The sequence below is a fragment of the Actinospica acidithermotolerans genome (assembly GCF_018139625.1).
Classification (GTDB): Bacteria; Actinomycetota; Actinomycetes; order Streptomycetales; family Catenulisporaceae; genus Actinospica; species Actinospica acidithermotolerans.
Genome location: NZ_JAGSOH010000024.1, coordinates 41620 through 65077, shown reverse-complemented (window position 1 = coordinate 65077; position 23458 = coordinate 41620). Strand labels below are relative to the sequence as shown.

Annotated in this window: 18 protein-coding genes; 5 read left to right on the top strand and 13 right to left on the bottom strand. The window is 70.9% G+C overall.

Going from position 1 to position 23458, the window contains the following annotated elements; genetic code table 11:
• Positions 1-162 precede the first annotated feature (162 nt).
• Entirely contained in the window at positions 163-1260 is a 1098-nt protein-coding gene (locus KDK95_RS11390) for a PP2C family protein-serine/threonine phosphatase (protein WP_212518054.1), read from the bottom strand.
• 134 nt (positions 1261-1394) lie between these two features.
• Between KDK95_RS11390 and KDK95_RS11385 the strand changes: the two genes are divergently transcribed.
• Complete coding sequence (locus KDK95_RS11385) at positions 1395-2312, top strand: alpha/beta fold hydrolase (protein ID WP_212518053.1); 918 nt, start codon at positions 1395-1397, stop codon at positions 2310-2312.
• Between the two features lie 111 nt (positions 2313-2423).
• On the opposite strand, the gene KDK95_RS11380 is transcribed toward KDK95_RS11385, so the two are convergent.
• A complete protein-coding gene (locus KDK95_RS11380) occupies positions 2424-4187 on the bottom strand; it encodes a CHRD domain-containing protein (protein WP_212518052.1) in 1764 nt (587 codons plus the stop codon).
• Positions 4188-4361: 174 nt separating this feature from the next.
• Positions 4362-5024 (bottom strand): response regulator transcription factor, encoded by a 663-nt coding sequence (locus KDK95_RS11375; protein WP_307844311.1) that lies wholly within the window; start codon positions 5022-5024, stop codon positions 4362-4364.
• 26 nt (positions 5025-5050) lie between these two features.
• Here KDK95_RS11375 and KDK95_RS11370 point away from each other — a divergent pair, with 26 nt between their 5' ends.
• Genes KDK95_RS11370 through KDK95_RS11360 form a run of 3 tightly spaced genes read left to right on the top strand, consistent with a single transcriptional unit; the run spans position 5051 to position 8659 of the window.
• Complete coding sequence (locus tag KDK95_RS11370; RefSeq protein WP_212518051.1) at positions 5051-6241, top strand: sensor histidine kinase; 1191 nt, start codon at positions 5051-5053, stop codon at positions 6239-6241.
• Positions 6241-7497 (top strand): sensor histidine kinase, encoded by a 1257-nt coding sequence (locus tag KDK95_RS11365; protein ID WP_212518050.1) that lies wholly within the window; start codon positions 6241-6243, stop codon positions 7495-7497. Before KDK95_RS11370 ends, KDK95_RS11365 begins: the two co-directional genes overlap by 1 nt.
• A 58-nt stretch (positions 7498-7555) precedes the next feature.
• The gene (locus KDK95_RS11360; protein ID WP_212518049.1) at positions 7556-8659 is read left to right on the top strand and encodes an alanine racemase; all 1104 of its coding nucleotides are present in this window, start codon (positions 7556-7558) and stop codon (positions 8657-8659) included.
• On the opposite strand, the gene KDK95_RS11355 is transcribed toward KDK95_RS11360, so the two are convergent.
• The 9 genes from KDK95_RS11355 to KDK95_RS11315 form a co-directional block, all read right to left on the bottom strand.
• Positions 8656-9438: a 3-oxoacyl-ACP reductase gene (locus KDK95_RS11355; RefSeq protein ID WP_212518048.1), complete on the bottom strand. Its 783-nt coding sequence runs from the start codon at positions 9436-9438 to the stop codon at positions 8656-8658. The two genes, KDK95_RS11360 and KDK95_RS11355, sit on opposite strands and share 4 nt — an antisense overlap.
• Positions 9439-9455: 17 nt before the next feature.
• Entirely contained in the window at positions 9456-10820 is a 1365-nt protein-coding gene (locus KDK95_RS11350) for an aldehyde dehydrogenase family protein (RefSeq protein WP_212518047.1), read from the bottom strand.
• Positions 10817-11512, bottom strand: a complete 696-nt coding sequence (locus KDK95_RS11345; RefSeq protein WP_249160940.1) for a gamma-glutamyl-gamma-aminobutyrate hydrolase family protein — start codon at positions 11510-11512, stop codon at positions 10817-10819. Before KDK95_RS11345 ends, KDK95_RS11350 begins: the two co-directional genes overlap by 4 nt.
• A 2-nt stretch (positions 11513-11514) precedes the next feature.
• The gene (locus KDK95_RS11340) at positions 11515-12864 is read right to left on the bottom strand and encodes a glutamine synthetase family protein (RefSeq protein ID WP_212518064.1); all 1350 of its coding nucleotides are present in this window, start codon (positions 12862-12864) and stop codon (positions 11515-11517) included.
• Positions 12865-13050: 186 nt separating this feature from the next.
• The gene (locus KDK95_RS37650; protein ID WP_212518045.1) at positions 13051-13797 is read right to left on the bottom strand and encodes a FadR/GntR family transcriptional regulator; all 747 of its coding nucleotides are present in this window, start codon (positions 13795-13797) and stop codon (positions 13051-13053) included.
• A gap of 126 nt (positions 13798-13923) precedes the next feature.
• Positions 13924-15993: a phosphocholine-specific phospholipase C gene (locus KDK95_RS11330; protein WP_212518044.1), complete on the bottom strand. Its 2070-nt coding sequence runs from the start codon at positions 15991-15993 to the stop codon at positions 13924-13926.
• Positions 15994-16147: 154 nt separating this feature from the next.
• A complete protein-coding gene (locus KDK95_RS11325) occupies positions 16148-17173 on the bottom strand; it encodes a hypothetical protein (protein WP_212518043.1) in 1026 nt (341 codons plus the stop codon).
• Positions 17174-17248: 75 nt separating this feature from the next.
• On the bottom strand, positions 17249-18475 hold the full coding sequence (locus KDK95_RS11320) for an acetate/propionate family kinase (RefSeq protein WP_212518042.1): 1227 nt from the start codon (positions 18473-18475) through the stop codon (positions 17249-17251).
• Positions 18476-18529: 54 nt separating this feature from the next.
• Positions 18530-19408, bottom strand: a complete 879-nt coding sequence (locus KDK95_RS11315; protein ID WP_212518041.1) for a hypothetical protein — start codon at positions 19406-19408, stop codon at positions 18530-18532.
• Between the two features lie 93 nt (positions 19409-19501).
• On the opposite strand from KDK95_RS11315, the gene KDK95_RS11310 reads away from it, so the two are divergent.
• Positions 19502-20833, top strand: coding sequence for an alpha/beta hydrolase-fold protein (locus KDK95_RS11310; RefSeq protein ID WP_212518040.1), 1332 nt, complete (start codon positions 19502-19504; stop codon positions 20831-20833).
• Between the two features lie 22 nt (positions 20834-20855).
• On the opposite strand, the gene KDK95_RS11305 is transcribed toward KDK95_RS11310, so the two are convergent.
• Positions 20856-23453: a rhomboid family intramembrane serine protease gene (locus KDK95_RS11305; protein WP_212518039.1), complete on the bottom strand. Its 2598-nt coding sequence runs from the start codon at positions 23451-23453 to the stop codon at positions 20856-20858.
• Positions 23454-23458: the final 5 nt, after the last annotated feature.

Genomic DNA, 23458 nt, shown 5'->3' with positions numbered 1-23458 from the left:
GCCCGGGCTGCGATCCGGCCGGCCGAGCCGGGAGCGGCCTGGCACGGACGCGCCGCGCCGGGAGCGGCCTGGCACGGACCCGCCGCGCCGGGAGCGGCCTGGAGCGAATCCGCCGAGCCGGGAGCGGCCTGGAGCGAATCCGCCGAGCCGCGGCGTCCGGGTTCAGGGATCCGGCAGCCGCTTGACCGCGAGCAGTGCGAGGTCGTCGGTCAGCCGCGGCCCCGCGTGCTCGTGCACGGCGCGCAGTACGTGGTCGAGCAGCGGGTCAGGCTCCTGGTACTCGGCCCAGATCGGGCTGGCCGGGTCGAGCCGGAAGAAGCTGCCGCGCTTGTCCCGCGCCTCGGTGGTGCCGTCCGTGTAGAGCAGCATCATGTCTCCGGGCACGAAGTCGGCCTTGTAGACCTGCGGCGGATCGCCCGCGAGGTCGAACAGGCCGAGCGGCGGGCTGGTCTCGGGCGGGTCCAGCGCGGTGACCGCGCCCTGGTGGATGCGCAGCGGGGCCGGGTGGCCGCAGTTGACCAGTTCGGCCTGGGCGCTGCCCGGCGGGATCGAGACCAGCACCGCCGTGACGAACTCCTCGGTGTCCGATTGCGGCCGGCGGGCCAGTGCCTGGTGCATCCGCAGCGCGATCGCGCCGAGCTCGCCCTCCTGGTGGGCGGCCTCGCGGAAGATGCCGAGCACGTCGGCGGCGGCCTCGACGGCGGGCAGGCCCTTGCCGCGCACGTCGCCGATGATCAGCCGGTCGCCGAACGGCGTGGTCATCACCTCGTACAGGTCCCCCCCGATCCGCGCCTCCGCGGCCGCCGCCGCGTACCGGACGGCCGAGCGCACCGAGACCAGGTCGGTCGGCAGCGCCCGGAGCAGCACCTGCTGCGCCACCTCGGCGACCGTGCGCACGTCGGTGAGCATGCGCTGCTGGCGCTGCGTGTAGCGCACCACGGCCCAGGCCATCAGCGTGACGGTGACCACGGAGAACTCGGTCCCGATGATCACCACCTGCGGGATGCCGTCGGCGTAGAGCGAGAGCAGCAGCGAGATGATCACGCACAGCAGGCCGATGAGCAGCGGCCGGAGCTGGCGCAGCGGGGTGACCGGGACGCCGAGCGCGGGCGGCACGGAGAGCGTGGCCGCGAAGCTGATGTCCTTCGGCGTCGCGAGATCGGCGATGACCGCGGCGACGATCAGGACGTACGGCATCGCGCGCACGAGCCGGCCGGATCGGCCGGGTGGCGGAGTGTCAGATGCGAACTGGCTGCTCATCCCACAGGAAACGGTATGCGGATCTTGAGGTGGCCGCAACGGGCCCGGGCGCTCGGGCCGAAGCGGGCCCTTTCGAGGTGACTTACCGGTAAGTAATATCCACTCACCAGGACGTACGGTCGATCGGAGTTCTCATGGCCGAGCTCACAGCTTACGCCGAATCGCGGCGCCGCGTCTCGTCCCGCGGCCTGCGACTCGCCGTGTTCGAGAACGCGGCCGACGGTCCGTGCCTGCTGTTCGTGCACGGATACCCGGATACCCACGACGTCTGGGACGCGGTCCGTGAGCGGCTGGCCGGGCGCTTCCACACCGCGCGGTACGACGTACGCGGAGCCGGGGCCTCGGACGCACCGCGCGGCACGCGGGACTACGGGCTCGATCAGCTGGCCGACGATCTGTTCGCCGTGGCCGACGCCGTGAGCCCGGACCGGCCGGTCCACGTCGTGGCGCACGACTGGGGCTCCATCCAGGCCTGGCACGCGGCGACCGATCCGCGCGCGGAACGCCGCATCGCCTCGTTCACCACGATCTCGGGGCCCTGCCTCGACCACACGGCCTTCTGGTTCCGCGACCGCCTCCGCCGGCCCACGCCCCGCCACCTCGCGCAGTACCTGACGCAGGCGACGAAGTCCTGGTACATCTACGCGTTCCACATCCCGTTCGCCGCGCCGCTGCTCTGGCGGTACTGGCTCGCCCGCCACTGGGGCGACCTGCTCCGGAAGGCCGAGGGCATCGAGCCGAGCCCGGGGCATCCGCAGGCGACGCTCGAGGCCGACGCCGTGCGCGGGATCAACCTCTACCGCGCGAACATGATCAGGAGGCTGGCGCAGCCGGAGTTCCGCTTCGCGAAGATTCCGGTTCTGATCATCAGTCCTTTGCACGATAGGTTCGTCAGCCCGGCGCTCGCCGAGGGGCTTGAGCGGTGGGCGCCGGACCTGCGGCGCGAGACCCTCGAATGCGGCCACTGGGGTGCGCTCACCCGCCGGGCGGCCGAGGTCGCGGGCATGATCGAGCGGTTCGTGAGCGAGATCGAGGCCGAGGAGCCCGCCTAGAACCGGCACAGGGACCAGGAGCCCGCAGAGAACCGGCACAGGGACCCGGTCCGCCCACTGGACCGGGTCCCTGCGTTCCCCTCCGCGGGTTCACCCCGCCCTCGTGGAAGCTCAGCCGTTAGCGCACAGCAGCGGGCGGAAGCTCAGCGTCGGGGAACCGTTGCTCAGGATGCTGTTGCTGTCGCCGAGGTGCAGGTTCAGGTACCAGGTGCCCTCGGCCGGCGGCTGGTTGACGCCGCTGAGCGTGCGCGTCTCGTCGACGACGTTGCCGTGCTCGTCAGCCTGGTAGTCCATCAGCATATAGAGCACAGAGCCCTGCGACCGGCAGCTGCCCTGGTGGATGTGCGCGGCGTGCATGCCCGGGGTCAGGCCGCTGGCGTTGACGGTGACGGACAGCGTCTTCGCGGTCGGGTCGTAGACGACGGTCGCGTTGCCGCTGAGCTGGCCCTGCGCCGTGCCGTTCACGTCGACGTCCACGGCGTGCAGTTCGTACGTCCCGTAGCCGTCCGACAGGTGCCCGGTCTGCGCGATCGGTTCGCGGGCCAGCGCGTTGTCGTTCGCATCGCTGCCGGTCAGGCCGAGCCGGAGGACGAACCGGTCGCCCGAGGAGACCTCGCCGGCGGGCGAGTCCGAGGTCAGGGTCGTGTTCGCGTCCCCGGTCCCGTCCGCGGTGAAGGAGCCGAGGCGGACGGCGCTCGCGCCGTCGGCGGTGTCGATCTCGACCGTGTGCGCGGAGCCGGGGGTCAGGCCGGTGGCGACGACGTGCGCCGCGATCGTGCCGTCGGAGTCGCGGCTGATCGTCACGGTGCCCGTGGGCATCGGGTTCAGCGACAGGTGCTCGACGATCTTCTTGGTGCTGGCCGGCGTGGCCAGCATCCCGTCGGTGTTGCCCTGCGCGTCGGTGTAGAAGCCGACCAGGTCGCCGTTGTCGTTCACGCCGTTGACGGTGGTCGCGCCGACGCCGTTCGGGTCGTCCACGGTGTGGAACGAGCCAGCGCGGGTCCAGGTGAAGCCGTGCGTCTGCGCACTGTTGCCGCTGCCGGTCTGGTAGACGCCGACGACCTCGCCGTGGTCGTTGACGCCGAGGGCCTGGGTCATCGTGGCACCGGGGTAGGCGAGCACGGTCTGCCGGCCGCCGTCGGTGAGCAGGAAGCCGTCCTGCGCGCCGCTCGCGGCGGTGAAGAACCCCGCGATGTCGCCGTTGTTGTCGATGCCCGCGGCGGTGACGCTCGCAGCCCCCTGTCCCGAGACCGTGACCGTGCGGAAGTGGTGGCTATGGATGCTGTAGATGTAGCCGTGGTTCGCACCGGCGGCGTCAGTGTAGAAGCCCACTGCGTCGCCGTCGTCGTTGATGCCGAGTAGCTGGTTGACCGCCGGCGAAGCGTTGTTCGACGTCGGATACGCGACGCTGTGGTAGCTGCCGTCGATCCGGTAGAAACCGGTGTTGCCGTTCGTGTTGTCGGCGTTGTTGGTCGCGGACCAGAATCCGACCGTCACGTCGGCGTCGTTCACGCCGGTGACCTGCGTCTGCACGGAACCGGGAAAGTTCTCGTTCACGAAGTCGGACAGTTCGTGGTCGCTGACTCGGTAGCCCTTGTTCGGGTGGCCGGCGGCGCCGGAGCCGAAGTAGCCGGCGATGATCCCGTTCCGGTTGATGCCGAGCAGCTGGTTGAAGGTCGGGTCGGCCGGGTCGTCGACCGTGGTGTACGTGTAGCCGACCGGCTGCGTGGAGGCCGCCGCGCTCGCAGTGGTGCCGTTCTGCCGCCCCTGCGCGTTCGCCTGGTTGACGACTGAGGCGGTGTAGGCGTGCGCGCCGCATCCGGCGACGGTGCCGGCGGCGATGGCCGCCGCGGCACCGATGACAAGCTTCTTCATGGTCCCTCCCCAGGTCCCTGATGAGCTTCGAGAAAATCGGACTGGTTTCCGACATCGATACTGCTCGGCGGGAGGGCGGGCGGCGATCATGCAGGCATGCGGGTAGGCGGGGGGTGCACGCATCCCCCGCGCGGGGATGCGTGCACCCTTCCGGTCGACGGGATGCGTGTGCTGTTATCGGGATTCCAGGAGCGTGAGCACCGCGGCGACCCGGCGGTCGAGCTCCGCGGCGTCGCCCAGGCCCAGCTTGGAGAACAGGGAGTTGATATGCTTCTGAACGGCCCGCTCGGTGAGCACCAGGGCCTTGGCGATCGCCGCGTTGCTCTTGCCCTGGGCCATCTGCTCGAGCACGTCGCGCTCGCGCGGGGTGAGTCCGGCCAGCGGCGAGCCCTCGGCCCGCTCGGTGCGGGTGACCAGCGCCTCCACGAGCTGCGGGTCCAGCGCCGAGCCGCCGGAGGCGACCTGGCGCAGCGAGCGCTCCAGCTCGGAGAGGTCGCCGATCCGCTCCTTGAGCAGGTACCCGGCGCCCGCCGCCCCGCCGCGCAGGAACTCGTACGCGTACTGCGGATCGGCGAACTGGGTCAGCAGGATGACGCCGGTGCCCGGGTGCTCGGCACGGATCCGGGCGGCGGCCCGCAGCCCCTCGGTGCCGTGGTCCGGCGGCATCCGGATGTCGGTGATCACCACGTCGGGCCGGTGCTCCTCGACGGCCGCGAGCAGCTCGTCCAGGTCGGCCACGGCGGCGAGGAGCTCGACGTCGTCCAGCGCGTCGAGCAGCGCCGAGGTGCCGGCGCGCAGCAGGTAGTTGTCCTCGGCCAGAACGACCCGGATCGGCACGACCACCCCTCCCCTGGAGCGCGCGGATGACCCGGCCACCCACGCTGATCGCACTGTACCCGCTGGTTCGGCGGGGAACCCAGGCGGTGGTCTCGCTCGGGTTCGTGCTCGCCGTCTACGAGGGCCTGGTGGCCGGTGAGCTGCACTTCTGGCCGGATGCGCCGGACTCCTGGATCCTGCCGGTGTGGGTGCTCGCGGCCACGGCGTCAGGGCTCGGACTCGGTCCGCTGCGCCGGCTCGTCACGCGGCTGCTCGGGCAGGCGTGGCCGGCCGCCGGCGCCGATCCGTACGCGGCGCTGTCCGAGACCGTGGCCGGGGTCCGGTGGGCGGCGCCTTCGGAGGACGCGCTCGGGCGCCTCGCGGATATCGCCGTCCGGGCGACCTCGGCGAGGGCGGCGCGGGTCGTCGGCGTCGAGGAGACGCTGCCGGTGTCGGTGTCCGCCGACTTCTTCCCGATCACGGCCGACGGCAGGGCGCTGGGACACCTCGTCCTCGAACCGTCGCGGCGCGGGCTGAGCGCGTCCGACCGGCGGCTGGCCGCGTCGTTGGCCGACGCGGCGGGAACGGTGCTGCGCAACTGCGAACTCACCGCTGAACTGGCCGAGCAGCTTCGTCTGCGGGAGGCGCAGGCGGTCGAACTGAACCGGTCACGGCGGCGTGTCGCGGCGGCGCGGGACGAGGCACGGAACCGGCTCGGCACCCAGATCCAGGACTCCGTCGGCAGCGCCCTGGCCACCTGCCGCGATCGCGCCCTCGCCCTGCCGGACGCGGAGGACTGGGGGCCGGGGCTCGCCGAGCTGACGGAGCTGGTCGATGCGGCGGTCCAGGACTTCCGGCGGATCGTGCACGGCGTCTATCCGGCGACGCTGACCGATCACGGACTGCGCGCGGCGCTCGGCAACCTCGTCGCGGATCTTCCAGGGACCGCGAAGTTCAGCGGGCCCGAGCTGCCGCGGTTCGAGGCGCGGTACGAGGTCGGCGTCTATTTCTGCGTCGCGGCTCTGCTCGATCCGGTCACCGAGGACATCGACGTTCACGTCGATGCCATCGACGGCGACGATCTCCGGATCCGGCTGAGCGGCGCGGAAGTGGACTGGGACCCCGGCACGCTGGAGGCGATCCGCGATCGGGTCGCCGCCCTCGACGGCCGCCTGCGGCTCGGCGGTGCGCATCTCGCCGAGCTCACGGTGCCGATGCGGACGGCGGTGGCGGTCTGATGGCCCGCGTCTTCAATCGGACACTGATATACGCGCTGCTGGTGGCGGCGATCGGCGCGGCGTACGTCTTCGGCGTGGCGAGGGCGGACGCAGCTTTCGGCCTCGACTCGGACTGGCTCGCGCCGCCGCAGGTCGCGGCCGCCGGGCTGGTCGCGGTGCTGTTCGACCCGGGTAGGCGGCGGCTCGAATCGTGGGCCGACCGGCTCGTCTACGGCCGCCGGATCTCCGCGAGCTCGGCGATCGCGCAGATCACGGCCCTCGGCCAGGGTGCCGACGGCGAGCAGGCGCTGCGGGAGCTGGCTCGGATCGCCGCGGTCGGCCTCGGAACCGGGAGCGCGGCGGTCCGGCTCGACCTGGAAGGCGGCGGCCACGCGCGTTACGCCTGGCCCGAGCGCGAAGTGGCGGGCCCTGTCCACGACGTCGCGATCGGCTATCAGGGCACGGTCGTCGGCGCGCTGGAACTGCCCGCCGAGCCGGGACACGCGCCGGCGCCGCGTCGAAAGGGGCTGATCGAGAGCCTGACGCAAAGCGCGGGCGTGATCCTGCACAACGCGAGCCTCACCATCGAGCTCGAACATCGGATCGCCGACGTGCAGCGGCGGACCGCCGAGATCCGCGCCGCGCGCTGGCGGATCGTCGCGGCTCAGGACAGTGAACGGCGGGAGCTGGAGCGTGACCTGCACGATGGCGCGCAGCCCGGGCTGACGGCCGTGCGCCTCGGGCTCGGGCTGGTCACGCACCTCGCGAAGGCCGGAAAGACCGACGCCGCGCGGCGCGCACTCGACAACCTCGTCACGCAGATCGACAACGCGTCGGCCGGGCTGCATCAGACGCTGCGCGGACTCGATCCGGAGGTGCTGCGGCGGTCCGGGCTCGCGGCCGCGGTGCACGAGCTCGCCGAGGAACTCGGGGTCGATGGGCACACCGAGGTGGCCGACGCGACGGACGGCCTCAGGTTCCGCGCGGAACTGGAGGCCGCGGCCTACTTCTGCTGCGCGGAAGCGATACAGAACGCTGCGAAGCACTCCCCCGGCGCCGCGCTGCACATCCTGCTTGAACACGGATCCGGCCAGCTCCGCTTCGAGGTACGCGACGAGGGTCCCGGCTTCGTCGCGGACGACCAGGCGCACGAGCGCGAGGGCAGCGGGCTGCGGAACATGGCGGACCGCGCGGAGGCCGTGGGCGGCGCGCTGACCGTCGAGTCCTCGGCACGCGGCACGGTCGTGTCCGGCTGGGTGCCGCTGGCGCTCACGTGAGCGATCGGCGAGACTGAGGCGGAAGATCGCCGACGCCGCCGACCGAGGGAGCCGATCCGTGCCGAGTCACCTGACCGCCGCCGCGCAGGCCGCACCGACCACGCCCGCGCTCGTCGTGGACGTCGACACCCTGGACCGGAACATCGGGCGGATGGCCGAGGCGGCGCGCGCGGGCGGATTCGCGCTGCGCCCGCACGCGAAGACGCACAAGTGCCCGCAGATCGCGGAGAAGCAGCTCACTGCGGGAGCAGTCGGACTGACGGTGGCGACGATCGGGGAGGCCGAGGTGTTCGCGGCGGGCCGGGTCACCGATCTGTTCATCGCCTATCCGCTCTGGCTCGACGAAGGCAAGCAGCGGCGGCTGGCCAAGCTGGCGGCCGGGGCGCGCGTGCAGGTCGGCGTCGACTCGATCGAGAGCGCGCGGCGGATCGTCGGTACCGGCGCAAGCGTGCTCATCGAGATCGACAGCGGGCATCACCGGACCGGCGTGCAGCCGACAGACGCCGGCGCCCTCGCGCGTGAGGCGGCCGAGCTCGGGCTGACCGTGGACGGCGTGTTCACGTTCCCCGGCCACGGCATGGCGCACGCCGAGGACGTGACGCCGACCGAGGTCCGGATGCGGGCCGCGCGCGATCAGGAGGCTGCGTTAGTCGCCGCCGCGGCGTCGCTTCGGGGCGCCGGGATCGAGCCGGTGATCGTCAGCGGCGGCTCGACGCCGACCGCGGCGCTGCGTGAGGACGGCCAGATCAACGAGCTGCGGCCCGGCGTCTACGTGTTCAACGACGCGATGCAGGTCGCGCTCGGCTCCTGCGGCGTGGAGGATGTGGCGCTGGCCGCCGCGGGGACCGTGGTGAGCGTCCCGGCGGCGGACCGCTTCGTACTCGACTCCGGGAGCAAGGTGCTCGGGGCGGACCCGAACGCCTGGTCGCCGGGCTACGGGCTGGTGCCCGAGTATCCGGGCTCGAAGGTCGTCCAGCTGTCCGAGCATCACGCTGTCGTGCAGCTCCCCGAGCGCGTGACCGCGCCGCGCCTCGGGGATCGGGTCGCGATCGTCCCGAACCACGTGTGCAACGCGGTCAACCTCGCGGCCGAACTGGTCGTCGTACAGCAGGGCACGCACATGGACAGCTGGCCGGTAGCCGCTCGCGGCGCGAACGCCTAAAGCGGCGTGACGTAGGCGCCGGAGATGCCGCCGTCCACGACGAACGTGGAGGCGGTGATGAAGGACGCGTCGTCGCTGCCGAGGAACGCGACGGCCGCCGCGATCTCCTCCGGCTCGGCGAAGCGGCCGGCGGGGATGTGCACCAGGCGGCGCGCCGCTCGCTCCGGGTCCTTGGCGAAGAGCTCCTGCAGCAGCGGCGTGTTCACGGGCCCCGGGCACAGCGCGTTGACCCGGATGCCCTCGCGCGCGAACTGGACGCCGAGCTCGCGGCTCATCGCGAGCACCGCGCCCTTCGAGGCTGTGTACGAGATCTGTGAGGTGGCGGCGCCCATCAGCGCGACGAAAGAGGCCGTGTTCACGATCGAGCTCTTGCGGCCTGACTCGGCGTACTGCTTCTGCATGTGCGGGATGGCCGCCTTGCAGCACAGGTAGACGCTGGTCAGGTTGACCTCCTGCACCTTGCGCCAGGCCTCGATGCCGGTGTCCAGGATCGAGTCGTCGTCCGGGGGCGAGATGCCGGCGTTGTTGAAGGCCAGGTCGAGAGAGCCGAAGCGGTCCACGGTCGTCTGGAACAGCGCCTCGACCTGCTCGCGGTTCGTCACATCGGTCTGCACGAAAAGGCCGCCGACCTCCTTGGCCGCCTTCGTTCCCGCCGACTCGTCGAGGTCCGCGATGACGACGTTCGCCCCTTCCGAGGCGAGCCGGCGCGCCGTGGCCAGGCCGATGCCGCTGGCGCCGCCGGTGACGACGGCCGCCTTCCCGGCGTAACGCTCCACCATGAGGTTCTCTCTTTCGGTCAGTGTGCGATGAAGACGTTCTTGGTCTCGGTGAACGCGTCGAGCGCGTCCGGGCCGAGCTCGCGGCCGAGGCCGGACTCCTTGTAGCCGCCGAACGGGGTCCAGTAGCGGACCGAGGAGTTGGAGTTGACCGAGAGGTTCCCGGCGCGCACGGCGCGGACCGTCCGCAGCGCGCAGCCGATGTCCCGCGTCCAGACGGAGCCGGACAGGCCGTAGCTCGTGGCGTTGGCGAGCTCGATCGCGTCGGCCTCGTCCTCGAAGGGCATCACGGCGACGACCGGCCCGAAGATCTCCTCCGCTGCGATCCGAGACGCGCGGTGGACGGGCGCGAGCACGGTCGGCGGGTACCAGAAGCCGGGACCGTCGGGCGCGTCGCCGCGGAAGGCGATCGGCGCGTCGGCGGGCACGTACGAGCGCACCCGCTCGCGCTGCGCGGCGGAGATGAGCGGACCCATGTCCGTGCTCTCCTGTGTCGGGTCGCCGACTCGGATGGCCTTCACGGCCGGCTCCAGCAGCTCCAGGAACCGGTCGTAGACGGTGCGCTGCACCAGGATCCGGCTCCGTGCGCAGCAGTCCTGGCCGGCGTTGTCGAACACGGCTCCGGGGGCGGCGGCCGCGGCCTGCTCGAGGTCGGCGTCGGCGAAGACGATGTTCGCGCTCTTGCCGCCGAGCTCCAGCGTCACCGGGATGATCCGGCTGGCCGCCTTCGCGGCGATCTCGCGGCCGACGCGCGTGGAGCCGGTGAAGACGATCTTCGCCACGCCGCGGTGCTCGACGAGCCGGGAGCCCGCGAGCGGTCCGGTGCCGGGCAGCACCTGGAAGACGTCCGGCGCGATCCCCGCCTCGAGCGCGAGCTCGGCCAGCCGCAGCGCGGTCAGCGGCGTGTTCTCTGCGGGCTTGAGGATCACCGTGTTCCCGGCGGCGAGCGCGGGCGCGACACCCCACGCGGCGATCGGCATCGGGAAGTTCCACGGCGCGATCACCCCGACGACGCCGACCGGTTCCTTGAACGTGATGTCGATGCCGCCGGGCACCGGGATCTGATGCCCGGTCAGCCGTTCAGGGGCACCCGCGTAGTACTCGAACAGGTCACGCGCGTTACCCGCCTCCCAGCGCGCTGAGCCGATCGGGTGACCTGAGTTCGCGACCTCCAGCTGCGCGAGTGCCTCGATCTCCTCGTCGATGCGTCGCGCGAATCGGCGCAGCAGCCGGGCACGGTCGCCCGGAGCCACATCGCGCCACGCCGGAAACGCCGCGTTCGCGCGGGCGACCGCCTCGTCCACGTCGTCCACCGACGCCATGGGAATCTCGGCGATCGGCTGCTCGGTGGCCGGGTTGAGCACCGTGTAGGTGGGCTCGCTCATCGGTCTGCGGCTCTCTTCTCGCTCTGTTCGACGAGAGCCGCGAACAGACGCAGCTCACGATCCTGCTCCGGGTGCCACTGCACGCCCACCGCGAAGGTCTTGCCGGGCACGGCCACCGCCTCGATCGTGCCGTCGGGCGCGCGGCCGGTCACGGCCAGGCCCTCGCCGAGTCGGCCGATCGCCTGGTGGTGGTAGCAGGACACGGTGACGCTCCAGCCGAGGACAGAGCCGGGGAGCATGTCCTGGTCCAGGCCGACCTCCGTGCCCTTGAAGACGGCGATGCCCGCCTTGTGGCCCTCGATGTGCTGGACGAGCGAACCGCCGTGCAGCACGTTGAGCAGCTGCGCGCCGCGGCAGACGCCGAGGACCGGGATGTCGCGGTCCAGCGCGGCGGCGAGCAGGGCGAGCTCCCACGCGTCACGCTGCACCCTCGGCTCGTCCGTGAACGCGTGCGGCACCTCCTGGTAGCGCGCGGGATCGACGTCCGGTCCGCCGGTGACGACCAGGCCGTCGAGCTCCGCGACGATCTGCCCGGCGGCGCTCGTGTCGTCGATCGGCGGCAGCAGCAGCGGAAGGCCGCCCGCCTGCGCGACGCAGTCCACGTACGTGGCCGGAACGACCGCTGCGGCCTGCTTCCAGACTCCCCACGACGTCAGCTCGCGGTACGTGCTGATGCCGATCCTCGGTCGCATGCTCACAGGCGCTCGAACCCTCTGCGTCGCTCCCAGTCCGTCACGGCCGCCTCGAACGCGTTGATCTCTATCCGCGCCGCGTTGAGGTAGTGCGCGACGACGTCCTCGCCGAAGGCCGACTTGGCCAGGTCGCTGGCCGCGAACAGGTCGGCCGCGTCACGGAGGTTGCCCGGCACCTGGGCACGGTCGGCGCCGTACGCGTTGCCGTGGAACTCGGGCTCCAGCGGGAGCTCTCGGTCGATGCCGTCGAGCCCCGCGGCGATCATCCCGGCGACGGCCAGGTACGGGTTCACATCGCCGCCCGGCACGCGGTTCTCCACGCGCAGGCCGCGGCCGTGGCCGACGACGCGCATCGAGCAGGTGCGGTTGTCGCGGCCCCAGGCGACGGTCGTCGGCGCGAAGCTTCCGCGGGCGTAGCGCTTGTAGGAGTTGATGTTCGGCGCGTAGAGCAGCGTCAGGTCCCTGGCGTGGGCCAGCTGGCCGGCCAGGAAGTGCTCCATGACCTTGGAGAAACCGTGCTCGCCGTCTCCCGCCAGCACGGCCGCGTCGTCCGCGGCGGAGCGAAGGCTCAGGTGGATGTGGCAGGAGTTGCCCTCGCGCTCGTCGTACTTCGCCATGAAGGTGAGGCTGCGGCCCTGCTGCGCGGCGATGTTCTTGGCGCCGGTCTTGTAGATCGAGTGGTTGTCGCAGGTCGTCAACGCGTCGGCGTAGCGGAAGGCGATCTCGTGCTGGCCGGGGTTGCACTCGCCCTTCGCCGACTCGACGTAGAGGCCGGCGCCCGTCATCCCGTTGCGTATCGCGCGCAGCAGCGGCTCGATGCGCGCGGTGCCGAGCATCGAGTAGTCGACGTTGTACTGATTGGCCGAGGTCAGGCCGTCGTAGTTGCGCTCCCACGCCTGCTCGTAGGTGTCGTTGAAGACGATGAACTCCAGCTCGGTGCCCGCGTACGCGACGAGCCCGCGCTCGGCGAGCCGGTCGAGCTGGCGGCGCAGCAACTGGCGCGGGGACGCGGGAACGGGCTCGCCGCTCTCCCAGAGCACGTCGGCCAGGACGCCGGCCGTGCCCGGCTGCCAGGGGATCATCCGCAAGGTGCTGAGATCCGGCTTGAGCACGAAGTCGCCGTAGCCGGTCTCCCAGGAGGACAGCTCGTACCCGGCGACCGTGTTCATGTCGACGTCGACGGCGAGCAGGTAGCTGCACGCCTCGGTCTCCTGCGGGACGACCACGTCGAGGAAGTACTCGGCCGACATCCGCTTGCCCTGCAAGCGACCCTGCATGTCGGTGAGCGAGACCTCGACGGTGTCCACGGCGCCCTCCGCGACCAGCGCGCGCAGGCGGTCGAGGGTGAGCATGCCGGGACGCCTGCCGGTTGTGCCGTCGATGCCGGGTCTGCCGGTTGTGCCGTCGATGCTGTTCATGCACCCGCCTCCGAGGCAGCGATAAGCTTTTGGACGGAGATTCGTCCATTGGGCGGTGAAAGTCAAGAGCCCGTCCGAGGGGCGGAAACCCGCCGCCCGCTTCGGCTCGGGACGGGTGTCTCAGCCTGCGAGGAAGCCGCGCAGCAGCACGGCGGTGCCCTCGAGGTGCTCGGCCATGGCGCGGCGTGCTGTCTCGGCGTCGCCTTCGAGGACTGCGGCGCCGATGCGGCGGTGCTGCTCGCAGGAGTGCCGGAGGTTGGCCTCCAGCATGGGGATGGCGTCGAGCAGGTCGTTGACGCGCAGCCGGGCCTCGGCGACCGCCCCGGCCAGCTGCGTGGAGCCGGACAGCTCGGCGAGCGCCAGGTGGTAGCGCGTGTCGGCGATCCGGTAGTCGGCGGACTCGGCCTGCTCGGCCGCGTCCATCCGCTGTATCAGCAGCCTGCGTTCCGCGGCGCCGAGCCGCCGGCGCGCCGCGGCCTCGGCGGCGCCGGTCTCGACGACGTGCCGGAAGGTGAGCGCGTCCTCGAGGCCGCCGGGCAGGTCGCCGAGCAGCTCCGGCAGCCGCTCCGGCGGCGGCGGTCCCGGGCGCCGCAGCACCCTGGTGCCGCCGGAGCGGCCCCGGGTGCTGGCGACGATGCCCTCGGCGGCGAGCGCGTGGATCGCCTCGCGCAGCGTGTCCCGGCTGACCCGGAGCTGCGCGGCGAGCTCGCGCTCCGGCGGCAGCCGCTCGCCCGGGCGGATCGCGCCGAGCTTCACCGAGCGCAGGATCCGCTCGACGGTCTCCTCGAACGCGTTGCCGGTGCGCACGGCCTGGAAGGCCGGAAAGCCCGAGGCCGCCACGGGAGTGGCCGCCGTCGCCTCGTCCACCGCGCCGCCTCTCCCGCCCGATCCGTGTTCCACCGCTGCCGGGTCATTGTGCGCGCGGCGGCGGCGGCGCGTCTAGGCCGGGCCTAGAGGTGGATTCGCCGCCGCCGCGCGCTCTCCCCCGGCGGGTCAGCCGGTGACGCTGGCCGCGCCCGTCTCGATGTGGCCGGTGAAGCGGCGGGACCAGGACGAGTCGCTGCTCACGGTGATCGTGAAGTCGTACCAGCCGTTGCAGTACGCGACCTGGTTCCAGTAGTCCGACACGCTCGCGCCCGCCGCCACCGAGTACGTCCACGGGCCGTCGGAGCGGTAGTGGTTCGACGTGACCGTGAAGGTGACCGAGGAGGTGCCGGTGTTCGTCATCGTCAGCCAGAGCGACTGCTCGTTCAGGTTCGGCGAGACGGCATAGTGGCTGGTGACCTCCGTGTACTTGCCGGCGGTCGTCGCGTTGCCCTGGAAGCGGCGCAGGAAGCGGTTCGGCCCGGTCATCGTCAGGTCGTACGCGCCCGCGCCGTACCCGGTGCCGATGTTGAAGAAGTCGGTGACGACGCCGTCGCCCGCGCTCGCCGAGTACGCCGGGACCGTGTACTGCCACGGTCCGCCGCTGCGGTCCGCGTTCGCGTACACGGCGAAGGTGGCCGCGCTGGTGGCCTGCGCGCCCTCGTTGGCCATCTTCAGCCAGAGCAGGATCTTGCCGTTGGCGTCGTACTCGATCGAGGAGACGTAGCCGTCCGGCTGGTACGGCAGCGCCCGCGCCGAGCGGGTGCCGGACTCCTGCGTCGGCATCGCGTTCGTGTCGGCGGACGGGTTGAGTTCGATGTTGCACAGCGACTGGCTGATCGTCGAGGTCGTCGCGGGCAGCGTGGTCGGCAGGCCATAGACCGGGTTGGCGAAGTCGAACGCGCCGGTCAGGTCGCCGCAGATCTCGCGCCGCCACGCGGAGATGTTCGAGCACAGTGCGGGCGTGCCGAGCGCCGTGGTCCACGTCTCCATGAAGCGGATGACGGAGGTGTGGTCGTACGTCTGCGAATCGACCCAGCCGCCGCGCGTCCACGGCGAGGCGATGACCATCGGTACCCGGTACCCGAGGCCGATCGCAGTGCCGCTCTGAATGAACTCGCCCGCGGTCCCGGCCGGCGGCACCGGCGGCGGCACGTGGTCGAAGAACCCGTCGTTCTCGTCGTAGTTGAGGAACAGCACCGTGGAGTCGAACACGTCCGAGTTCGCAGACAGCGCCGTGAGCACCTCGTTCACGAACTGCGCGCCGTCCTCCGGCGGAGCGTCCGGGTGCTCGGAGCACTGCTGGTTCGCCACGATCCAGGACACCTGCGGCAGCGTCCCGGCGACCACGTCCGCCTTGATCGCGGCCGCGATGTCCAGCGGCGTGGATCCGGACGCCGTCGACACCGAGGCCATACCCCGCTCGTACAGCGGCGAACTGGTCGCCGCGTTCGCGAACTGCTTGAAGTAGGCGAGACCGTTGTCACCGAAGTTGTCACTGGCGACCTGGTACACCTTCCAGGACACCCCCGCGTCCTGCAGCGCCTCGGCGTACGTCTGCCAGCTCAGCCCCGACTCGGATCCGCCGTCGTACGCGGGACCGCCAGCGGTCCCGTTCGGGTCGATCATCCCGGACCACAGATACGTCCGGTTCGGCCCGGTCGCGCTGAGAATCGAGCAGTGGTACGCGTCGCAGACCGTGTAGGCGTCGGCGAGCGCGTAGTGGAACGGGATGTCCGAGCGGGTCAGATATCCCATCGTCCGGGACGAGCCCTTGGCCGAGATCCAGTCGTCCATCTTGCCGCCGTCCCACGCCTCGTGCTGCGTAGACCAGCCGTGGTCGAGCGATCCGTCGCACTGAGCCAGCGTCTCGGCGCTCGCGACGGCGTTCCCCGAGCCGTTGCTGAGGTTCCACGGGTACTGCCGCGAGGACCCGTTCGGCTGGTCGAAGACGCTGTAGCCGCCGGGCAGCAGGATCGTCGCGCGGTCGCCGAACCCGCGCACGCCCTGCAGCGTGCCGAAGTAGTGGTCGAAGGAGCGGTTCTCCTGCATCAGGATCACCACGTGCTTCACGTCGGTGATCGTGCCGGTGCTGGCCGCCGAAGCGCGCGCGGCGCGCAGCGGAACGACACCGAGCGCCGCGCCGGTGCCGACGGCGGCGGCGGAGCCAATGAGGGTGCGACGGGATATCGGAGACATGCCGAGAAACCTGCCGCGAACGCCGCCACTTGTCCAGACAAGATGCGTGTCCTGGCGGTGAAACGCCAATGAACTCTCCGAAGAACACCGAGATCAGCGACGCGTACACATCAGTGTCCTCATGCTCTGACCTGCACCGTCAGCGCTCCCAACCTCAAGCCGGCGGCCGGTCGTCGGCTGCCCCGTCGGGCGGTGGCGGCGACTCCCGCCGAGTAGGCGCATGCGCACCGCGCGACGGATGCGATGCGGGCGCCGCGAACTTCGGCTGCTGCCGCGCGGGTCTCGCCGGCGCAGGCGTGGCGGGGTTCGCGTTCGGATTCGGATTCGGATACGGATACGGATACGGATACGGATTCGGACTCGGATTCGGATTCGAGGGCTGCGACGAGTCGGGATCGGCGGTCGCCGGACCGGGTTCCCACGGCTGCGCGGAGGCTGGTGCCGGGTCCGCGTACTGCGCGGTGATCGGATTCTCAGGCGTATGAGTCGGCCCGGCGACATGTGGGGGCATCGCGTTCGCGGTGGTCGGCGGGCCTGGAACCGAGACATACGCGGTGATGGGATTCGTCGGAGCGAGAGCGGCGGCATCCGGAAACGAGGCGGGGGCGGCGATGACGGGATTCGTCGGAACGAGAGCGGCGGCATCCGGAAACGAGGTGCGGGCGGCGGCGACGGGATTCGTCGGAGCGAGAGCGGCGGGATCCGGAATCTGGGCGCAGGTGGCGGTGATCGGGTCTGCGGGCTGGGGGTGAGGGAAATGCTGCGGCGGGGAATGGGGCGGAATTCCGGATTGCGGAACGGTTGCTGACTGCGAATCCGAAAGCGAGGGCGACGGCAACTGCGACGGCAACGGCGATTGCGGGGTTTGCAATTGCATATGTTGCGGCTGTGATCGGACGAGCGCTGCAGGCGGCGGCTTCGGGTGCACCTGGGCGGAGACCGCCGGGATGACCGTGGTCGCGGCGTCCGCGTCTGCGGGCACAGCGGCCTGCACCGTGGCCGGCGGCGTCGGAGCGGCCTGGCCAGGTAGAGCGTTCGGAGTGTTCGGGGTTTCCCCTGCCGGGCCGATGCGGTCGAGCACGGCGTAGAGCACCTCGACCGGCACCTGCGGGTCTAGGGCGCGCTCGAGCATTTCGTCGAGTTCGGTGGGGTTGAGAGCGTCGAGATTCTCAGCGTCCATGCCGATACCAACGGTGGCCGACGGTATTGGGTCACCCGTATTCACCCGAGCGGAGCGGGTCACGGGACCGACTGATCAGCTCACTGCACCGAGTGCCTGCCGGGCGATCTCGATTTCCTCGTCCGTGGGCACGACGAGGACGGCCACCTCCGCGCCGTCCGGGGAGATGAACCGCTCGCCGCGATCCGCGGTGGACTCGTTGCGCGCGTCGTCGACGGCGATGCCGAGGCGCTCGAGGCCTGCGAGGCTCTGCGACCTGGTGCGCGGATCGTTCTCGCCGACACCGGCGGTGAACACGACAGCGTCGACGCGCCCGAGCACGGCGTAGTAGGCGCCGATGTACTTCCGGAGCCGGTGGCGGTACACGTCGAGCGCCAGGCGCGCGGCCGGATCCCCGGCGTCCGCCTTCTTGTTCACGTCGCGCAGGTCGTTGCTACCCGCCAGGCCGAGCAGCCCGCTCGACCGGTTGAGTTCGCGCTCGACGGCCGCGGAATCCAGCCCTGCGACGCGCTGGAGGTACGCCGGGATCGCCGGGTCGATGTCGCCGCTGCGGGTGCCCATGACGAGCCCTTCGAGCGGCGTGAGCCCCATCGACGTCTCGACGCTCCTGCCGCCCGCGACCGCGCTCACACTCGCGCCGTTGCCGAGGTGCAGCACGATGACGTTCGTTTCGGCGACCGGCCGGCCGAGGATCGCAGCGGCACGGCGCGAGACGTACTCGTGCGACGTACCGTGGAAGCCATATCTGCGCACGGCGTATCGCTCGCGCCACTCGCTCGGCACCGCGTACGTGTACGCGGCTTCCGGGAGTGTCTGGTGGAACGCCGTGTCGAAGACGGCGACCTGAGGCACGTCCGGGAACGCGCGCCGGGCACCCTCGATGCCGGTGATGTTCGCCGGGTTGTGCAGCGGCGCCAGCGGGATCATCTCCGTGACCTTCGCCAGGACGGCGTCGTCGATCACCGTCGCCTGAATGAACTCGGAGCCGCCGTGCACGACGCGGTGCCCGACCGCCTTCAGCTCGATCTTCGCGAGATCGGGTCCGGCGTCGCGGAACGCGCCGAGCACGGCCGCGAGCGCCTGCTCGTGGTCGGCGAAGGTGTCGGAGACCTCGTACGGCTGCGGGTCGTCCGGCTGCTTGTGCGTGAGCGTGCCCGCGCCCTCGCCGCCGATCCGGTCGACGATCCCGGTCGCGAGGCGGGCGCCGGGCTCCCGGGCGCCTTCGCCCGCCGGCTCGAGTTCGAGCAACTGGTACTTGATCGACGAGGAACCCACGTTGAGCACGAGCACGGCCTGCTTCATGCGGCCATTGTCCAGCACTCGTCTCTCGGGATCCGGCAGGGCTGCCTAAGCCGACTATTCATCCGACTTGTGGCGGTCGGCCAGGTGCCAGTTGTTCGCGGGGTGGGGCATGCCGCTCACCAGCTGCTTCAGCCGGTCCTCGAGACCGACCCTGGACGCCCTGCGGACCGATTTCTCGTACTTCTTCGATCCGGGCGCGTAGAAGCGGCTGAACCACGGGGACCCGGGCTTGGCCAGCCGCATCGCCGCGTAGATCCCGAGCGGCAGCACCAGCACGCCGGCCGGCCCCAGGAAGAGCCTGCCCTTGTACACGGCCACGATGACGAAGGCGAGCGTCAGGAACAGGTACGCGAAGTAGAGCCACAGGCTCTCGCCCTCGGTCCGCTCGAACGGGTTGGACACGATCATGGCGAGGGTGGCGAGCCCGGACACCGCGACGACGGCGTCGACCGATTTCCGGCCCTCCTCCTCCCAGTAGACGTCGGTCAGGTGCAGCCAGAGCGCGTACTCGTCCAGCGTCAGCGCGGCGCCGGCCGCGAAGATGCAGGCCAGCACGGTTCGCACAGCCCCGTGCGGCGCGATGATGAACTCCACCGGGCCGGTCACCAGCATGATCACGATGCCCGGCACGAGGTGGTGCACGTGCACGGCGCCCACCTGCACGTTCCCGAACGGCCCGATGCCCTTCCTGATCATCCGCACGACGAGCCGGGTCAGCGCGAACGTGCCCACGAAGCTGCACAGCATCGCGAACTGCACGGTGCGGCTGGCGCTGTCGTCGATGTGCACGGTCACGTCGACCGAGTTCGCGGCGACGCGGCCCACCATCTCGTGCAGCACGTGCAGGTGCAGGGGGCCGGTCGCCGAGCCGGTCGGGCTAGCCGCGGCGCCGGCCGAGGGCAGCGATCCGGGGACGATCTCACGCGATGTCACTCCACCAGTCTGCCTCCCAAATCGGTCCAGACCGTCATGGAACGGCCGTGTCGAGGTGCGCACAAGCCCTGCGCGCGGCTAAGTTCCTGTTCCATGCGCCCCGGGATCCGCGTCGCGGCCGAGGGGCCGCTCGACTGGTCGATCGTCTCCGGGCTCACGCCGCTCGCCCTGACGCTGCTGGGGCTGGGCGCCCTGCTCGTGCTGCTGTACGGGCGCGATGAGCGGTGGTGGCGGCGCTGGGTTCCGGCGATCCTGCTCGGGACCTTCCTCCTCTCGGTGGGCATCGGGCTGTTCGTAGACCGCGTCTGGCGACCGTTCCCGGACGACCTGCCGACGGACGTGGTCGCCTGGATCGGCGTGGTGCTCGGCGCGGTCGTGCTCGGAGCCGTGCAGGCGATCCGGCGCAAGGGTTGGCGGCCGCGGCTGGCCGCGGGGGTCGCGGTGCTGATCGCAGTGGTCTTCGGGCTCAACGGGATCAATCGCGTCTACGACCAGTTCCCGACGCTGCGGGACGCGCTCAGGTCCCTGACCACGCAGGCGACGCCGCTCAAGGACGTGGTCGGCAGCAAGCCGCTCGTCGTCGCGCCGGCCGGCAGTTACCTGTCCGAGGTCTGGCAGGCTCCGGCGGGCATGCCGTCAGGTGGCACGCTCACCTCCGCCGCGATCCCGGGCACGCGCTCGGGCTTCCACGCCCGCGACGCGTGGATCTATCTGCCACCCGCCTACGAGGCCACGCCGCGGCCCCGCCTGCCCGTCCTGCTGCTGCTCGCCGGGCAGCCGGGCTCGCCGAGCGACTGGGTGGACGGCGGCGACATCGTGAACATGATGAACGCCTACGCCGCCCGGCATCACGGCCTCGCCCCGATCGTGGTCATGGCGGACGCCACCGGCTCCGAGTTCGGCAACCCGATGTGCATGGACTCGCGGCTCGGCAAGGCCGAGACCTACCTCACCGAGGACGTACCCGCCTGGATCGAGAAGACGTTTCAGGTGGACACCGATCCAGCGCAGTGGGCCGTCGCAGGCCTTTCCTACGGCGGAACCTGCGCGCTGCAATTCGCGGTGAACAAGCCGGGCGTGTTCCATACCTTCATCTCCATCTCGGGTCAGGACCAGCCGACGCTCGGCTCCCTGCAGGAGAGCATCGGCAAGGCTTTCGGCGGCGACACCGCCGCGTTTCTCGCTGTTGACCCTCTTACGATCATGAAGACGAAGAAGTTCCCGGAATTGCACGGAATGGTCGTTTCGGGCTCGGACGACGGCACGTACCGGCCGCAGCAGCAGCGCGTCTACGCGGCATGCAAGGGTGCCGCGATGCAGGTCGCATACGAGGAACTGCCCGGCGGCCACGGTTGGCAGGTATGGCGGCCAGGGCTGGAGAAGAACCTCGATTGGCTGAGCCGGCAGCTGATGCTCACGCCATAGCCGGATCAGATCCTTCGGCTTTTCAGCTCATCAGTTTCCGGCTGAGGCGGACCATCTGGGCGGCGTTCGTGTGGGGGAGGTACGCGCGGCCGATCGCGTTGCCGATCGCGGGGAGCGCGGCCGGGTCCGGGTAGCACATGTACAGCGGGAGATACCGCGGCTGGAACTTCGCCTTGAAGGCGAGCAGCGAGCGGAAGCCGTAGACGGGTTCCAGGGTCCTCCCTACGATGTCGAGCACGCGCTGAAGCGGGGCGGGCGAGGGCTGCTCGCGGTCGATCCGGGCCAGCGGCGCGCCGGAGAGGCTGAGGAATCGGGCACCCTCTTCCTGGAAGCCGAGTGCCGCCGAGGCGATCAGGAACTCCATCACGCCGCGGAATCCGTCTGACGAGCGGCGCATGAAGTCGAGCGTCCAGCCGACCGTCTCGCCGTCCTGGTAGACAGGCAGCCAACTCGTCACGCCGTGCAGCCGGTCCTGCTCGTCGAGCGCTACGAGGCATCGCACGCGCGGGTCCTGCAGTTCGCTGAGGCCGCCGAGGGTGAATCCCATCTCCGGCAGGCCCTTGTCCGCGACCCACTCCTCGGACAGCTCCCTGATGTGCTGCTGCACGGCGAGCGGCGCGGTTGGGAAGGTGAACCACTGCGCGGTGATGCCCTCCTTCGCCGCCTTGTTGAGGGCCGTGCGCACGTCCTGCCACTTCTTTCCGCTGAACTTAAGCTCGGGCAGGTCGAGCACCGTGTCCTCGGCGACCTGCACCGCGCTCCAGCCCAGCCCCTGGACGAGGTGCGAGCGCGTCTCCCCGGTGACGCTGTAGAAGCACGGGCTCCAGCCCTGGCTGTCGCAATAGCGCGCGAAGCCCTCCGCCGCCGCCGCTCGCGCATCCGGCTTGCCGAAGGGATCGCCGGTGGTCAGGGCTATGCCGCCGATCACGCGATACGCCACGGCGGCCGTGCCGTCCGGGCTGATCCAGTAGTCGTTGCCGGGCCACGTCGTCATGTAGGACAGCGGCGATCCGCCGTACTCGCGCAGCAGCCGGTCGGCCTGGCTCTTTTCTCCCGCGCCGCGGCTCGCCGTGCGGCGGAAGGTCAGCAGGAGGCCGCCGAGGGCTATCGACCAGAAGACCGGCCCGACGGCAATGTAGAGCACCTTGGCGATGCCGCCTTCGGGGATGACGGCCGCCGTGTTCTCGTTGACGAGCGTCAGCCACGTCGGCGAGAAGAGCCGCTTCGGGTAGTCCGCGAGCAGGGCGCTGACGGTCGCGTCCGGTGACCACTCGCCGCGTACGCGGTAGGCCCAGTTGACGTAGATCGTGCCGACGACGAGGAACGCGGCGACGAGCGTGCCGAGCAGCTTGAGGGCTGTCCAGCGCGGGGCGCGGAGGGCGAAGTGGCGGCGCGTGAGCAGCAGGACGATCACGACGCCGACCGGAATGCACATGATCAGGCCGGTGTAGATCTTGATCGCGGTCGGCACGCCCGCCTCGTCCGGCTGGGCCTCGGTCAGGCCGACGAGCATCTGCGCATATCGGACCGTCACGATGCCCAGCACGACCTCGCACACGAGGGCCGAGACCCACGCCATCCGCCGTCCGCGCCAGAGGCCGTAGGCGATGACGCCGAGAACGAGGACGGGGACGAAGAGCACGAGGATCGCGGGCGTGCCGGCGAGGACGTGCTCGGCCTCGCTGGCCCGGCAGGCGACGGGGTCGTAGTAGTCGGACGTCCTGGTGCAGTAGTCGTGGATGTCGTCCTGGGTCGGCGCCTCGTCGATGAAGAGGTTCACCAGGATCGCCATTGGGCCGTAAGGGTTATTCGTAATCCACGCGATCAGCGGACCGAGCGCCGAGGTGAGCGCGAACACCGCCACCAGGACGCGCGTCTCCGCGTGCGAACTCGCCAGGCGCAGTCGGCGCGGCCGGATCCGGGGCTGGAGCAGCGCGAAGCCGACGCCGACGCCGACGAGCGCGGCGAACGCGCGGGAGATGTCGATCACGCCGCCGTCGTAGAACAGGAACAGCATCGTGCCGATGACGAGGAGCAGCCGGGTGCGGCGGCGCCAGAGCGTCGTCATGCGCGCGCTGAGCGCCAGGCCGAGCCCGACGACGCCGACGGACGCGCCGACCGCCGTGTTGTACTGCGCGCCGACCGTGCTCTGCAGCCAGAGGTCGCCGGCGCTGGACCCTGCCTCGATCGCACCGATCGCGAGCGCCGCGCCGCCGATCTGGCACAGCGCCAGCAGGGCGACCGTGCGCCACGTGCCGAGCCTCCGCTCCGCCGGTACGACGAAGAGGAGGAGCAGGGCCGTGTTCGCCAGATAGGCCCACACGTTCTGGCACCAGAAGGAGTACGTGACGAGCGTCCAGACGCGGCCGGAGGATATCGCCGTCGTGTCGAGCCCGACGTGGCTCATGAGTTCGTCGCTCGGCCCGTAGGCCAGGCTGTGGGTCGCGAGCGCGAGAATCCACAGAGCCGCGACGAGCACGAGCGTGAGCGGCGCCCCGCGGACGACCCTCGCGAGGGTGAGGCCTGTGCGGACCCAGCGCCGCGCCAGGTTCTCGGGGACCGAGCGGCGGGGCGGCTTCGTCTCCTCCGAGGTTGCGCTGGCGGTGGGCGTCGCGGCCATCGGGT

Excerpts from the sequence above, each read along its gene's own strand:
- KDK95_RS11390 (WP_212518054.1), bottom strand. The coding sequence starts at position 1,260 with ATGAGCAGCCAGTTCGCATCTGACACTCCGCCACCCGGCCGATCCGGC.
- KDK95_RS11385 (WP_212518053.1), top strand. The coding sequence starts at position 1,395 with ATGGCCGAGCTCACAGCTTACGCCGAATCGCGGCGCCGCGTCTCGTCC.
- KDK95_RS11380 (WP_212518052.1), bottom strand. The coding sequence starts at position 4,187 with ATGAAGAAGCTTGTCATCGGTGCCGCGGCGGCCATCGCCGCCGGCACC.
- KDK95_RS11370 (WP_212518051.1), top strand. The coding sequence starts at position 5,051 with ATGACCCGGCCACCCACGCTGATCGCACTGTACCCGCTGGTTCGGCGG.
- KDK95_RS11365 (WP_212518050.1), top strand. The coding sequence starts at position 6,241 with ATGGCCCGCGTCTTCAATCGGACACTGATATACGCGCTGCTGGTGGCG.
- KDK95_RS11355 (WP_212518048.1), bottom strand. The coding sequence starts at position 9,438 with ATGGTGGAGCGTTACGCCGGGAAGGCGGCCGTCGTCACCGGCGGCGCC.
- KDK95_RS11350 (WP_212518047.1), bottom strand. The coding sequence starts at position 10,820 with ATGAGCGAGCCCACCTACACGGTGCTCAACCCGGCCACCGAGCAGCCG.
- KDK95_RS11345 (WP_249160940.1), bottom strand. The coding sequence starts at position 11,512 with ATGCGACCGAGGATCGGCATCAGCACGTACCGCGAGCTGACGTCGTGG.
- KDK95_RS11340 (WP_212518064.1), bottom strand. The coding sequence starts at position 12,864 with ATGCTCACCCTCGACCGCCTGCGCGCGCTGGTCGCGGAGGGCGCCGTG.
- KDK95_RS11330 (WP_212518044.1), bottom strand. The coding sequence starts at position 15,993 with ATGTCTCCGATATCCCGTCGCACCCTCATTGGCTCCGCCGCCGCCGTC.
- KDK95_RS11325 (WP_212518043.1), bottom strand. The coding sequence starts at position 17,173 with ATGGACGCTGAGAATCTCGACGCTCTCAACCCCACCGAACTCGACGAA.
- KDK95_RS11320 (WP_212518042.1), bottom strand. The coding sequence starts at position 18,475 with ATGAAGCAGGCCGTGCTCGTGCTCAACGTGGGTTCCTCGTCGATCAAG.
- KDK95_RS11310 (WP_212518040.1), top strand. The coding sequence starts at position 19,502 with ATGCGCCCCGGGATCCGCGTCGCGGCCGAGGGGCCGCTCGACTGGTCG.
- KDK95_RS11305 (WP_212518039.1), bottom strand. The coding sequence starts at position 23,453 with ATGGCCGCGACGCCCACCGCCAGCGCAACCTCGGAGGAGACGAAGCCG.